Source organism: Rhodococcus sp. NPDC059234, assembly GCF_042754225.1.
In the GTDB taxonomy this organism is placed as follows: Bacteria; Actinomycetota; Actinomycetes; order Mycobacteriales; family Mycobacteriaceae; genus Rhodococcus_G.
In genome coordinates this window covers 1-12,488 of record NZ_JBHZAH010000007.1, presented here as the reverse complement: position 1 = coordinate 12,488, position 12,488 = coordinate 1, and the positions used below count along the sequence as shown (strand labels likewise).

General features: G+C 68.6%; 13 protein-coding genes and 1 tRNA gene. 9 read left to right on the top strand and 5 right to left on the bottom strand.

Annotated features, from left to right (window positions below; translation table 11 throughout):
- The 4 genes from ACFXGJ_RS02785 to ACFXGJ_RS02770 all read left to right on the top strand — a co-directional run bounded on the left by ACFXGJ_RS02785 (window position 1) and on the right by ACFXGJ_RS02770 (window position 4,470).
- Window positions 1-1,740: a cation acetate symporter gene (locus tag ACFXGJ_RS02785; protein WP_378616247.1), complete on the top strand. Its 1,740-nt coding sequence runs from the start codon at window positions 1-3 to the stop codon at window positions 1,738-1,740.
- Window positions 1,741-1,960: 220 nt separating this feature from the next.
- Window positions 1,961-2,311, top strand: a complete 351-nt coding sequence (locus ACFXGJ_RS02780) for a DUF485 domain-containing protein (RefSeq protein WP_378616245.1) — start codon at window positions 1,961-1,963, stop codon at window positions 2,309-2,311.
- Window positions 2,308-3,945 (top strand): cation acetate symporter, encoded by a 1,638-nt coding sequence (locus tag ACFXGJ_RS02775; RefSeq protein WP_378616243.1) that lies wholly within the window; start codon window positions 2,308-2,310, stop codon window positions 3,943-3,945. Before ACFXGJ_RS02780 ends, ACFXGJ_RS02775 begins: the two co-directional genes overlap by 4 nt.
- Before the next feature lie 93 nt (window positions 3,946-4,038).
- A complete protein-coding gene (locus ACFXGJ_RS02770) occupies window positions 4,039-4,470 on the top strand; it encodes an SRPBCC family protein (RefSeq protein WP_378616241.1) in 432 nt (143 codons plus the stop codon).
- A 4-nt stretch (window positions 4,471-4,474) separates the two neighbouring features.
- Here the strand turns inward: ACFXGJ_RS02770 and ACFXGJ_RS02765 are convergent, their stop codons facing one another.
- Complete coding sequence (locus ACFXGJ_RS02765) at window positions 4,475-5,392, bottom strand: transporter substrate-binding domain-containing protein (RefSeq protein WP_378616239.1); 918 nt, start codon at window positions 5,390-5,392, stop codon at window positions 4,475-4,477.
- 195 nt (window positions 5,393-5,587) lie between these two features.
- On the opposite strand from ACFXGJ_RS02765, the gene ACFXGJ_RS02760 reads away from it, so the two are divergent.
- Window positions 5,588-6,394 (top strand): alpha/beta fold hydrolase, encoded by an 807-nt coding sequence (locus ACFXGJ_RS02760; RefSeq protein WP_378616237.1) that lies wholly within the window; start codon window positions 5,588-5,590, stop codon window positions 6,392-6,394.
- A gap of 20 nt (window positions 6,395-6,414) precedes the next feature.
- Here the strand turns inward: ACFXGJ_RS02760 and ACFXGJ_RS02755 are convergent, their stop codons facing one another.
- The 3 genes from ACFXGJ_RS02755 to ACFXGJ_RS02745 all read right to left on the bottom strand — a co-directional run bounded on the left by ACFXGJ_RS02755 (window position 6,415) and on the right by ACFXGJ_RS02745 (window position 8,283).
- Window positions 6,415-6,765 (bottom strand): zinc ribbon domain-containing protein YjdM, encoded by a 351-nt coding sequence (locus tag ACFXGJ_RS02755; RefSeq protein WP_378616235.1) that lies wholly within the window; start codon window positions 6,763-6,765, stop codon window positions 6,415-6,417.
- Between the two features lie 53 nt (window positions 6,766-6,818).
- A tRNA-Arg gene (locus tag ACFXGJ_RS02750) sits at window positions 6,819-6,891 on the bottom strand.
- 69 nt (window positions 6,892-6,960) lie between these two features.
- Window positions 6,961-8,283, bottom strand: coding sequence for a YhgE/Pip domain-containing protein (locus ACFXGJ_RS02745; RefSeq protein WP_378616233.1), 1,323 nt, complete (start codon window positions 8,281-8,283; stop codon window positions 6,961-6,963).
- 332 nt (window positions 8,284-8,615) lie between these two features.
- Here ACFXGJ_RS02745 and ACFXGJ_RS02740 point away from each other — a divergent pair, with 332 nt between their 5' ends.
- Complete coding sequence (locus ACFXGJ_RS02740; protein ID WP_378616231.1) at window positions 8,616-9,005, top strand: limonene-1,2-epoxide hydrolase family protein; 390 nt, start codon at window positions 8,616-8,618, stop codon at window positions 9,003-9,005.
- 172 nt (window positions 9,006-9,177) lie between these two features.
- On the opposite strand, the gene ACFXGJ_RS02735 is transcribed toward ACFXGJ_RS02740, so the two are convergent.
- Window positions 9,178-9,948 carry an IclR family transcriptional regulator C-terminal domain-containing protein gene (locus ACFXGJ_RS02735; protein WP_378616229.1) on the bottom strand — a complete coding sequence of 257 codons (771 nt, stop codon included), beginning with the start codon at window positions 9,946-9,948 and terminating at the stop codon, window positions 9,178-9,180.
- Window positions 9,949-10,143: 195 nt separating this feature from the next.
- On the opposite strand from ACFXGJ_RS02735, the gene catA reads away from it, so the two are divergent.
- From catA to catC, 3 genes are read left to right on the top strand one after another with little or no spacing between them, the layout of a single operon-like run.
- Window positions 10,144-10,989: a catechol 1,2-dioxygenase gene (gene catA, locus ACFXGJ_RS02730; protein WP_378616227.1), complete on the top strand. Its 846-nt coding sequence runs from the start codon at window positions 10,144-10,146 to the stop codon at window positions 10,987-10,989.
- Between the two features lie 25 nt (window positions 10,990-11,014).
- The gene (locus tag ACFXGJ_RS02725) at window positions 11,015-12,136 is read left to right on the top strand and encodes a muconate/chloromuconate family cycloisomerase (RefSeq protein ID WP_378616225.1); all 1,122 of its coding nucleotides are present in this window, start codon (window positions 11,015-11,017) and stop codon (window positions 12,134-12,136) included.
- A gap of 18 nt (window positions 12,137-12,154) precedes the next feature.
- Window positions 12,155-12,436 (top strand): muconolactone Delta-isomerase, encoded by a 282-nt coding sequence (gene catC, locus ACFXGJ_RS02720; protein WP_378616223.1) that lies wholly within the window; start codon window positions 12,155-12,157, stop codon window positions 12,434-12,436.
- The last annotated feature ends 52 nt before the right edge of the window (window positions 12,437-12,488 follow it).

Sequence of the window (12,488 nt, the reverse complement as noted above, 5' to 3'; positions counted from 1 at the left end):
GTGTCCGGACAACCCATTCCGTGGATCACCGTGGCGGGACTGCTCGTCGCGGCGGTCGCCACCGTCGCGATCGGCGCCTACGGCGTGCGACTGGCGCGCACCACCTCCGACTTCCTGGTCGCCTCCCGCAGCGTGGGGCCGCGCTGGAACGCGGCCGCGATCTCCGGTGAATACCTCTCGGCGGCTTCGTTTCTCGGCGTGGCCGGGCTGATCGCCAAGTACGGGGCGGACGCCCTGTGGTACCCGGTCGGCTTCACCGCCGGCTACCTGGGTCTGCTGCTGTTCGTGGCCGCGCCGCTGCGCCGCTCGGGCGCGTACACGGTGCCGGACTTCGCCGAGTTCCGGTTGGGATCGACCCGGCTGCGCCGGCTCACCATGCTGGTGGTGGCGGTGATCTGCGTGCTGTACATGGTCCCGCAGTTCCAGGGCGCGGGCCTGGCCCTCGGCATCCTGCTCGGCACCCCGGCGTGGGTGGGCGCCGTCGTGGTGGCGGCGATCGTGATCGGGAACGTGGTCGGCGGCGGGATGCGCTCGATCACGTTCGTGCAGGGCTTCCAGTACTGGCTCAAGCTGACCGCGGTCGCGGTGCCGGCGGTGGTGCTCGGGCTGCACCTGCTCGGCGACCACCACGAGCTCGGGTCGCCGGCGCCGCCGACCGTCGGCGAGCGCACCACCGTCGACGTCACCACGGACGTCGTCGTCCAGGTGTCCGAGCCGCTGGGTGTGGAGCTGCGGGGCACCCTCGACGGCGCCGCCGTGCACGGCGCCCCCGCCCTCGCCCCCGGCGAGCACGTGCTCGGCGCCGGCACCGCTCTGGTGCTCGACCCCGGCGCGCCGGTGCCGGTGGTCGCGGGCGCGCCGGCCACCGGCGAGCAGTGGCTGCAACCGGGCTGGGGCTTCGGCGGCGCGCACCCGCTGTTCCAGGTGTACTCGCTGATCATCGGGATCTTCCTGGGCACCATGGGATTACCGCATGTGCTGGTGCGCTTCTACACGAACCCGGACGGCCGCGCGGCCAGAGCCACCTCGCTGGTGGTGATCGCGCTGCTCGGGCTGTTCTACCTGTTTCCCACGCTGCTCGGGGTGTTCGCCCGGCTGTGGGTGCCGCAACTGCTCATCACCGGCACGTCCGACGCGGCGGTGCTGCTGCTGCCCGGCTCGGTGCTGTCCGGGATCGGCGGGCAGCTGCTCGCCGGTCTGGTCGCGGCCGGCGTGATCGCGGCATTCCTGGCCACCTCGTCGGGCCTGCTGGTCAGCGTCGCCGGCGTGCTCAGCACCGACGTGCTGCGCGGGCGGGTCCGGGACTTCCGGCTCGCGGCGGCGGCGGCCGGGGCCGTGGCGCTGCTGTTCGCACTCGGCGCGGCCTCGCTTGACCTGTCCCGCACCGTCGGCATGGTGTTCGCGGTGGCGGCCTCGACGCTGTGCCCGCTGCTGGTGCTTGGTATCTGGTGGCGCGGGCTCACCGCGGCCGGGGCGGCCGCGGGGCTGGTCACTGGCGGCTTGCTGTCGGGCGCGGCGGCGACCGCGACCGCGCTGGGCGCGTTCCCCGGCGGCGGCTGGGGAGACTGGCCGTCGGCGGTGCTCGGCTATCCGGCCGCGGTCAGCGTGCCGCTCGCATTCGCCGTGATGGTCGTCGTCAGCCGGCTCACCCGTGCGTCGGTGCCCGCCGATGTCGGCCGGATCTTCACCCGCATGCACGTGCCCGAGCGGCTCGGCGTCGGCGCCGACCGCGAACCGTGAAGTCGCGGCTTCGCCGCGCTGTGCGTGATCTTCACCCCGGGAGGGGCACCGATCGCGCACGGGCGGTGGAGCCGCTCGTCGTGCCCGGATGACCGTCCGGCGCGCAGATCGACTTCTCGGCGTGTGACCGCCGCCACAGGCTGTTGCTGTGACGGGTGTCTCAATACGGTCTGAGCACGGTCAGGATCACTGGCCGCCACCTGAGACCGAGGAGTCCGCAGTGACCACAGCAGACCTGAAACCGGGACGGCCTGCGCCGGATGAGCAGGCCTTCATCGACATGCAGGCCAGCCCGCAGTTTCAGGAACTGCGAAGCAGGTTGCGCCGCTTCGTTTTCCCGATGACGGCGTTCTTCCTCGCCTGGTACGGCCTCTACGTGCTGCTCGCCGTCTACGCGAGTGACCTCATGGCCACCAAGGTGGTCGGCAACATCAACCTGGGCCTGATCCTGGGTCTCGGTCAGTTCGTGACCACATTCGTGATCACCGGGCTGTACGTGCGTTTCGCGAACCGCGAGCTGGACCCGCGGTCCTCGGCGATCCGCGAAGATCTGGAAGGACCGCAGCAGTGACCGAGATCCTCGCGGCATCGGGTACCGATGTCGGCAACCCCGCCCTCAACATCGCCATCTTCGTCGCGTTCGTCGTCATCACGATGGGCATCGTGATCCGGGCGAGCCGCACCACGAAGAAGGCCTCCGACTTCTACACCGGCGGCGCCCAGTTCTCGGGGCCGCAGAACGGCTTCGCCATCGCGGGCGACTACCTGTCGGCGGCGTCCTTCCTCGGCATCGCCGGCGCCATTGCGGTCTACGGCTACGACGGGTTCCTGTACTCGATCGGATTCCTCGTCGCCTGGCTGGTGGCGCTGCTGTTGGTGGCCGAACTGCTACGCAACACGGGCAGATTCACCATGGCCGACGTGCTCAGCTTCCGGCTCTCGCAGCGTCCGGTCCGGATGGCCGCGGCCCTGTCCACCCTGGTGGTCTCGTTGTTCTACCTGCTCGCCCAGATGGCCGGCGCCGGCGGACTCGTCGCGCTGCTGCTCGACATCCACGACAAGGCCGGCCAGGCCCTTGTCGTCGCGGTGGTCGGCGTGCTGATGATCGTCTACGTGCTCATCGGCGGCATGAAGGGCACCACGTACGTGCAGATGGTCAAGGCGGTGCTGCTGGTGCTCGGCGCCGGGGTGATGTGCGTGCTGGTGCTGCTGGCCGTCAAGGGCAACTTCTCGCAGTTGCTCGCCGACGCCCAGCAGACGGTCGCCGGCTCGGCGAACGACGCGGTCGCCGGTCGCGACCTGCTCGCGCCCGGCGCGAAGTACGGCATCAGCTCGATGTCGCGTCTCGACTTCGTCTCGCTCGGCATCGCTCTGGTCCTCGGCACCGCGGGTCTGCCGCACGTGCTGATGCGGTTCTACACCGTGCCCACCGCGAAGGAGGCCCGTCGGTCGGTGACCTGGGCGATCGGCCTGATCGGCGCCTTCTACCTGTTCACCCTCGTGCTCGGCTACGGTGCCGCGAAGATGGTCGGCCCCGACGAGATCCTGGCCGCCCCCGGCAAGGAGAACTCCGCGGCGCCGCTGCTCGCCTTCGAGCTCGGCGGCACCGTCTTCCTCGCGGTCATCTCGGCGGTCGCATTTGCCACCATCCTCGCGGTCGTCGCGGGCCTGGCGATCACCGCGTCGGCCTCCTTCGCCCACGACATCTACGCCAGTGTCATCAAGCGCGGCAAGGCTTCCGAGGAGGAGCAGGTGCGCGTCTCGCGGATCACGGTGGTGGTGATCGGCGTGGTGGCCATCGTGCTCGGGATCCTGGCGATGGGCCAGAACATCGCGTTCCTGGTCGCGCTGGCCTTCGCGGTCGCCGCCTCGGCGAACCTGCCGACCCTGCTGTACTCGCTGTTCTGGAAGAGGTTCAACACCACCGGCGCGCTGTGGAGCATCTACGGCGGCTTGATCAGCTGCCTGGTGCTCATCGTCTTCTCGCCCGCGGTCTCGGGCAAGCCGTCGTCGATGTTCCCCGGTAGCGACTTCGCCTGGTTCCCCCTGGCCAACCCCGGCATCGTCTCGATCCCGCTGGCCTTCGTCCTCGGCATCGTCGGTACCTACGTCGGTCGTCGGAAGCTCGAGGACCCGGCCAAGCAGGCCGAGATGGAGGTCCGCTCGCTGACCGGTGTCGGTGTGGAGAAGGCCGTGGCGCACTAGCGAGATCCGCCTCGCCCGCAGAACGTGTCCCGCACCTGGTGCCCCCGACCCAGGTGCGGGACGCTTGCGTCGGCGGTTCGCTACCATTCGTCAATGGCAAAGCTCGAGGTGTCGATCGCTGTCCCGCTTCCGCCCCAGGAGGCCTGGGAAAAGGCAAGCGCGCTGGACGAATTCGACAACTGGCTCTCGATCCACGACGGCTGGCGCTGCGAGATCCCCACGCGACTGTCCACCGGGACCATCGCGGAGTCCGTGGTGTCCGTCAAGGGCATGCGGAACCGCGTCAAGTGGGTCATCACCGACTACCAGCCGCCGCGCAGCCTGGTCCTGAAGGGCGACGGCAAGGGCGGGGTCAAGGTCAAGCTCACCCTGTCGGTGGCCCCGAAGGGCGATGGTTCCGTGGTGGGCCTGAACGTCGAACTCGGCGGGGCGCCGCTCTTCGGTCCGATCGGGTCCGGCGTCGCCCGGGCGCTCAAGGGCGACATCGAGGGTTCGCTGCAGAAGTTCGTCAGCCTCTACGCCTGAGCGGTTACGCGAGGATCGGTACCCGGGTCGAGTCGATCAGCCAGGTCTGGGACAACTCGTCCAGGGTGCCGTCGGTGTACAGCCCGTCGAGTGCGGCCGACGTGCACCGGGTCAGCGGGCTGTTCTTCTCGAGCACCAGGCCGAAGAACTCGGTGACGGTGTTCGGGCGTGGGAACTGGCCGACGAGAACACTGTTCGGCAGGTCGGCCTTGGTGATCTGGTAGCCGGTCGGAATGTCCACGACCAGTGCGTCGATGGTGCCCGCGGCCAGTGCGGCCTTGGCCTCGTCGTTCGTCGCGAATGCCGTCGGCGCGGTGACGGGTCGGATGGTCCCGGCGATCGCGGCGAGGCTGGTCGAGTTGGCGGCGGCGCCGAGACGGTAGGTGGTCAGGTCGTTGAGGTTGCGGGCGCTCGCGGCGGGGGCGCCCGCCATCGCCACGATCGACTGGGCCACCGCGTAGTACGGCGAGGAGAAGTCGACGGCGTCGCGGCGCTCGTCGACGATGGTGACCTGGTTGATGTCGAAGTCGAAGCTCTTGGTGCCGGGTTTGATCGCGTCCGCCCACGGCACCTGGACGAAGCGCACCTGGTCGGACCGGTATCCCAGCTTCCGGTAGACCGCCATGGCGACGGCGCCCTCGAATCCCTTGCCGTTGGCGGGGTCGTTGCCGGCGAACCACGGCTCGTACGCGGGGGAGTCGGTGGCGATGGTGAGGGTGCCAGGCGTGACGGTCGAGTCGCTGTCCGGCCCGCAGTCGCCGACGGCCGCTGATCGCGGCACCTTGCTGACGGCACTGGGCGCCGTGGTCGGGGGCGGTGCGGCATCCGCGTCGCCGCCTGTGGCGGAACATCCCCCGGCCGTGAGCACCGCGGCGGTGGTCAGCGACAGCAGGGCGACGGGTTTGCGACCTATGCGAGGCACTCGGACATACTGCCGAGAAGGTGGAGGGCAGGCAAGGTTGGCGGCCCTCCCGCGCGCCGATTTCCCGTACAGGGCCGATTCGCGCTCGCGTCCGTTCGTACCTGGTTAGGCTTGTGCCTGTGCTGTGCCTTCCGTCGGCGCTCGTCTCGGGCGCGGTGACGACGGGAAGTTCCTCGGGGGACGAAGGGACATGTCATGAGAATCATCCGGTTCGCCAGGGCCGCCGTTGTCGTGCTGGCACTTGCCACCGTTGCCGCGATGGTGACGGCCGGCCCGGCGGTCGCGAAACCGTTGCCGACGGTCGTGCTGGTCCACGGCGCGTTCGCCGACGCCACGAGCTGGGACGGCGTCGCTGCCGACCTGCGGGCGCGGGGCTACCCGGTGGTGGTGCCGGACAATCCGTTGCGCGGTCCGTCCTACGACGCCGCTGCCGTCGAGAAGACGCTCGCCGGAATCTCCGGGCCCGTCGTGCTCGTCGGGCACTCGTACGGCGGCGCGGTCATCACCAACACCCACAACCCGAACGTGAAGGCGCTGGTCTACGTCGCGGCGTTCGCGCCTGCGCAGGGTGAGCCCGTGGCGCTCGCGCTCGACCCGATCCGGTTCCCGGGCAGTCAACTGGTGCCGCCGGCGTTGCAGATGAAGATCGTCGACGATGCCCACGCGATCGGCGGCAAGAACCTCGACGCGTACATCGCCGACGCGTCGTTCCACAAGGTCTTCGCGCCCGATGTCAGCGACGCGACGGCGGCGGTGATGCTCGCGCACCAGAAGTCGCTCGCGGTGTGGGCGAATCTCGAGCCGTCCGGGCCCGTCTCGTGGTCGGGGACGCCGAGTTGGTACCTGGTCTCCGCGAACGACACCGTGATTCCGCCTGCCGCGCAACGGTTCATGGCCGGTCGGATCGGGGCCCACACCAGCGAGGTCCAGGCCTCGCACGTGGCCCTGGTCTCGCAGCCCGGGGTGGTGGCCGACGTCATCGCTGCCGCTGCCCAGTCCTGACCGACGGCGCGAGCCGGGAGTCAGGCCTTCTTGACTACGCTCGACTTGAGCTGCATCGGGCCGATGCCGTCGACCTTGCAGTCGATGTCGTGGTCGCCCACGCCGCTGACCAGACGGATGTTGCGGACCTTGGTGCCGGCCTTGATCCCGGTCGGACTGCCCTTGACCTTGAGGCTCTTGACCACGGTGACGGTGTCGCCGTCCGCGAGGACGTTGCCGACGGCGTCCCTGATCACCCCGTCTCCCGTCGACGCGACGTCCTCGGTAACGGGAGTCCACTCGTGTGCGCACTCGGGGCAGACCAGCAGCGCACCCATTTCGTAGGTGTATTCGCAGGAACACTGTGGGCACGGCGGCAGGGAGTCGGTCACCGCTGAATCCTAGTTCGCTGGCGCACCCCGACCGGAGGTCGGCAGTGTGACGGTGCCCTCGGCAGGATTCGAACCTGCGACCTACCCTTTAGGAGAGGGTTGCTCTATCCCCTGAGCTACGAAGGCGCGGTGCCGGACGCGCACACCGTTGCGCAGTCTATCCGTCGCTACCGCGAGTGCGAAACCGCGGAGGGGTCAGACGGCGGCCGTCTCGGGTCGCACGGTTCCGCGGTGGAAGCCCTTCCGGTCGTAGAGCGTCGTCACGGTGACGCCGAGAACCAGCCCGATCAGCAGTCCCACCGCGGTCATCAGCACCGCGTGTCCGAGGTCGCCGGACCCGCCGCCGCCCAGGTAGAGCAGCGCCCGCACGCCGAGGAACACCTGGTGCATCGGCTCGAAGTTGGCAAGCCAGGCGTAGACGGTCGGCGTCGCCTCGATCGGGATGGTGGCGCCGGACGACGGCAGGCCCAGGATCACGAACAGGACCAGGTTGACCAGCAGCCCGGCGGTGCCGAACGCGGCCAGCACGGCCAGTGCCGTGATGCCGACGGCGGAGATCGCGAAGGCCCCGTACATCCACAACGCCAGGGCGTGCGGTGCGGGCATCCCGATGGCCGTGCTGATGGCCAGGTAGAGCCCGGACACGAGAGGTGCCAGGACGAGCATCACGGCCCATTTGACCAGCAGCGTCCGGAATCGGGAGATCTCGACGGCCGGGTTGTGCACGTACCGCGGGCCGAACTCCGTCGGGGCGAAGCCGAGCATGCCGTCGATCAGTGAGTGCACGATCATGCCGCCTGTGAAACCGGCGAGCAGCAGCAGTAGCGCGTAGTAGAACGCGGACAGCCCGTTGCCGGTGCCGTCGGGCAGCGGGTTGTGCGGCGTGGTCAGCACGTTGATCGGTGCGGCCAGGCTGAGCCGCGCCGCGCCCGACACCTGCGTGTTGCCGCCCAGTTGGGCGTCGACCTGTGCGGTGAGCTGCTCTCCGACCTTCGTGTCGACCGTCGCGAGCGCGGGGCCGGTGATCGCGGTGACGAGGCCGACGCCGAAGGTGCCCGCCCGTGGGTTGGTGAACACGGTGATCACCGGCTTCTCGACGTCGCCGGGGACGACGCTGGCCTTCGCCAGGATCAGCAGTCGCTTGGTGAAGTCGCTGGGGATGACGATCGCGCCGTACAGCTCACCGCTGTCGAGCTTCGACCGCGCCTGCCCGATCCCGATCTGCTGCAGGTCGACCTTGTCGGCGGGCACGTTCGCGACCAACGCGTCGGTGATCTGGTTGCCGAAGTTCTCCGGCTTGTCGCCCTCGGCGGTCGTGACGGTGTCGCCCTCGTCCTGGTTGACGATCGCGATCGGGAAGTCGTGGAGGTGTTTCTTGGGGTCGAGGATGCCGCCCATGTACAGGGCGGCAAGCAGCGACATCAGCAGGGCGACGACGACAATCGGGGCCAGCCAGAAGCGGGGCGTCCGCAGGACTGCGGTACGACGGTCCGGTGCGACGTCCTTCGGTGCGGTCACGGGTCGATTGTGGCAGCTGCACGGGTCGTGGGACGGCCGGTCGCCGAGCGCGGTCGCGTCGGGCGCAGAGAATCTTCGGATGTGAACATCTCACCCTGAGACAAGACGTGTGAATCACCTACAACGAGTTCACCCGATGGATGCTTCCTCAACTGGCAAGAGCGTCGAGCCGTGAGAGCTCGATGAGACAGGGGTACGGCGAGGCAGGCAATGCCGTTCTCACTTGTCCCGAGGCCCTTGACTTCGAACTTTCGACCGTGAACCGTCTCCGTCCGACACAAGTTCCACTGGCCGGTGGGTGCCCCAGATCACCTGACGGAAAGGAAGATTCGATGACCGACTTCGAGAGTCCCAGCGAGCTCGTCACCGCGTTCTGCGCCGAGTGGAAGACGGGCGATCCGGCCACCATCGCCGCCTACTTCAGCGACGACGCCGTCTACCACAACATCCCGATGGAACCGCTGGTCGGACGCGCGGCCATCGCCGACTTCCTGCACGGCTTCGTCGCCGCGTTCGGCGGGATCGAGTTCACCGTCCACCATCAGTCGGCGAACGGGGGCGTCGTCCTCAACGAGCGCACCGACCGCTTCGACCTCGGCGACAAGCACGTCGAACTCCCGGTCATGGGCGTCTTCGAGATCGAGGACGGCAAGATCGTCGCCTGGCGGGACTACTTCGACATGGCTCCGATCACGAGACTGCTTGCCGGGGAACCGGTCTGACGGTCGGTCGACCCGTCAGCCGGTCCGGACCCGGCATCGCCGCTCGTCACACCGCCTGCGGCCTTCTCCCGCAACAGGCCAGGACGGCGTTTCCGGTTGTGAGGACACAGAGCTACAGCGAGTCCGACGGATGTCGGCGGGAGGCGAGGGAGGTCCGTCGGGGGTCACTCGCTCAGGGGCGGAATCCGAGATCGGCGCTGAGCGCGTTCGCCTTCTCCACCAGCAGGGGAGCGACGTCTGTGCGGAAGCGCTCCGGTGTGGACCTGCCCGCGGAAGTGGAGCACGCGGCGACGCCCACGACCTCGCCGGTGGCGTCCCGGACGGGTGCGGCCAGGGATATCAGGCCCTGCTCGAGTTCCTCGGCGGTGAGCGCGAATCCCTCACGGCGGACCGCCTCGAGGCATGCCCGGAGCCCCCGTTCGGTGGTGACGGTGCCCGCGGTGAGCCGTTCGAACGACGAGTTCTCGATCACCCAGTCGACGGTTGCGGCCGGCGCCCACGCGAGCAACGCCCGCCCCATCGACGTGGCGTACGCGGGGATCCGGGTACCGACGGAGACGTTGATGCTCATGATCCGCCGCACCGGGACGCGGGCCGCGTACACGACGTCGGTCCCGTCGAGGACGCCCAGCGAAGCGGACTCGTGGGTGGCCTCGGAGATCTCCACCAGTCGCGGTAGCGCGGCGTCGATCAGGGCGTTCGATGCCGAGTAGTGCTGGCCGATGCTCAGCACACGTGGGGTCAGCGACCAGCGCCCGTCGTGGCCGCTCACGTAGCCGAGCTTCTGCAGGGTCAGCAGAATGCGTCGGACGGCGGGCCGGGACAGGTCGGTCGCGGTCGCCAGTTCGGCGAGCGTCGGATTGGGCTGGTTCGCGTCGAAGGCGAGCAGCACCGCGAAGCCGCGCTCGATGCTCTGGATGTAGTCGCGATCGTTTTCCGTCACAAGTGTCCTCCGCCTGCGTATTTCGGTGCGCGTCACGGCGCTGGTTGACAAAGCCTGTGACTGGGCGCACAGTATCAGCGTACGCACAGCGTAAGTGTAGTACGCACAGCGTACACATTGTTTACGGCGTCCCGCGCGCAGCCCGCGCCAGGCGCACTGAGAAACCGTCGGCCATCGCCGCCTCGAGGAGGACCCATGACAACGACCGCGAGCCCCACCGCCGCCGGATCGGGCAACGCAGCCACCGAGAAGTTCAGCAAGGAGCGGGTCAGCGCCGACACGACGCCGGAGCGGCTCTCGGCGATCGCCAAGGACGTGCTCGGTGCCTTCGCCGAGATCGTCGACAAGCACGGCATCACCTACGCCGAGTACCGCGTGCTCAAGCAGTGGCTCATCGACGTGGGGCAGTACGGCGAGTGGCCGTTGTGGCTGGACGTCTTCGTCGAGCACAACGTCGAGGAGGTCGCCTACCGGGGCCAGAGCGGCACCAAGGGCAGCATCGAAGGCCCCTACTACGTCGCCGACACGGCGACGCTGCCCGCGAAGTGCACGTTGCCGATGCGGGCCGACGAGGTCGGCACCCGGCTCGTCTTCGAGGGCCAGGTCAGGGGCCTCGACGGCACCGGCCTCGCCGGCGCGACCGTGGAGCTGTGGCACGCCGACGACCAGGGCTACTACTCGCACTTCGCTCCGCACATCCCGGACGGCAACCTCCGTGGAACCGTCGAGGTCGACTCCGAGGGCCGGTTCGAGATCACCACGATTGCGCCTGCGCCGTACCAGATTCCGACCGACGGTCCCACCGGATGGTTCATCGAGAAGGCCGGCTGGCACCCGTGGCGGCCCGCGCACCTGCATCTGATGGTCAAGGCGCCGGGCAAGCGGACCATCACCACCCAGCTGTACTTCACCGGCGGCGAGTGGACGGACAACGACGTCGCGACGGCCACCAAGCCGGAACTGATGCTCGACCCGAAGCCCGGTGCCGACGGAGTCAACCACGTCACCTACGACTTCGTCCTCGATCCGGCCGCTCAGTAAACCCGTTCCCCGAGAAAGTAACTCGATGACTGACCTGACGATCGTCTCCGTCGATACGACGATCCTCGACGTTCCGCTGGTACGCCCGCACAAGTTCGCCACCACCTCGATGGACGCGCAGCCGCTGCTGCTCGTTGCGGTCCGCACCGAGTCCGGCGTCGTCGGATACGGGGAGGGCGTGGTCCCGGGCGGTCCGTGGTGGGGCGGCGAATCGGTGGAGACGATGCAGGCGATCGTCGAGCGCTACCTCGCCCCGGTCCTTTTGGGACGCAAGGTCGACGATGTCACCGGCATCATGCTCGACCTCGAACGGGTAGTCGCCGATGCGCGGTTCGCGAAGGCCGCCGTCGACGTGGCGTTGCACGATGCCTGGGCCCGAAACCTGGGGGTACCCGTGCACACGCTGCTCGGCGGAGCCTTCCGCCGCAGCATCGACGTCACCTGGGCGCTCGGTGCAGCGCCGGCCGAGGAGATCATCGAGGAGGCGGCGGGGAAGCTCGATGCCCGAATGAACTTCAGCTTCAAGCTGAAGATGGGGGCGCTCGATCCCGAGACCGACACCCGGCGGATTGTCGAGATCGCACAGGCGCTGCAGGGCAAGGCGGGCGTCCGCGTCGACATCAATGCGCGGTGGGACCGGCTCACAGCGCTGCGGTACCTGCCCCGGCTCGCCGACGGCGGGGTCGAACTGATCGAGCAGCCCACTCCCGGTGAGCAGCTCGAGGTACTCGCCGAGCTCAACCGGCTGCTGCCGATCCCCGTCATGGCCGACGAGAGCGTGCGAACCCCGCACGACGCGCTCGAGGTCGCCCGGCGCGGGGCCGCCGACGTCATCGCCCTCAAGACCACCAAGTGCGGCGGACTCCGCCGCAGCCGGGAGGTCGTGGCGATCGCCAAGGCGGCCGGCATCGCCTGCCACGGGGCGACGTCGATCGAGGGTCCGATCGGCACCGCGGCCTCGCTGCACTTCGCGTGTGCGGAACCCGGAATCAACTACGGTTCCGAACTTTTCGGGCCACTGCTGTTCAGCGAGGAACTGTTGCAGGAGCCGTTGCACTACGCCGACGGGCAGCTTCACCTGCCCGAGGGGCCGGGACTCGGCGTCGAGCTCAACATGGACGCCGTGAAGACCTGGACCCGGAACTGACAGAAGGAACTCGAGGCAATGGCACTCTTCCACGTCCGCATGGACGTCGACATTCCGCGTGACCTCGACCCGACCGTTCGGGACGAGACCATCGCGACCGAGAAGGCGTACTCCCAGGATCTGCAGCGGCGCGGCAAGTGGCGGCACATCTGGCGAATCGTCGGGCAGTACAGCAACATCAGTATCTTCGACGTCGAGTCCGCCGACGAGCTGCACGAGATCCTGTGGAACCTGCCGCTGTTCCCCTACATGAAGATCGAGATCATGCCGCTGACTGTGCACGGCAGCGCGATCGGGTGAGCCGAAACGGCTGAGCCGAAACAACGACGACGCCGGCAGCGCACTGCGCTGC

Excerpts from the sequence above, each read along its gene's own strand:
- ACFXGJ_RS02770 (WP_378616241.1), top strand. The coding sequence starts at position 4,039 with ATGGCAAAGCTCGAGGTGTCGATCGCTGTCCCGCTTCCGCCCCAGGAG.
- ACFXGJ_RS02760 (WP_378616237.1), top strand. The coding sequence starts at position 5,588 with ATGAGAATCATCCGGTTCGCCAGGGCCGCCGTTGTCGTGCTGGCACTT.
- ACFXGJ_RS02740 (WP_378616231.1), top strand. The coding sequence starts at position 8,616 with ATGACCGACTTCGAGAGTCCCAGCGAGCTCGTCACCGCGTTCTGCGCC.
- catA (WP_378616227.1), top strand. The coding sequence starts at position 10,144 with ATGACAACGACCGCGAGCCCCACCGCCGCCGGATCGGGCAACGCAGCC.
- ACFXGJ_RS02725 (WP_378616225.1), top strand. The coding sequence starts at position 11,015 with ATGACTGACCTGACGATCGTCTCCGTCGATACGACGATCCTCGACGTT.
- catC (WP_378616223.1), top strand. The coding sequence starts at position 12,155 with ATGGCACTCTTCCACGTCCGCATGGACGTCGACATTCCGCGTGACCTC.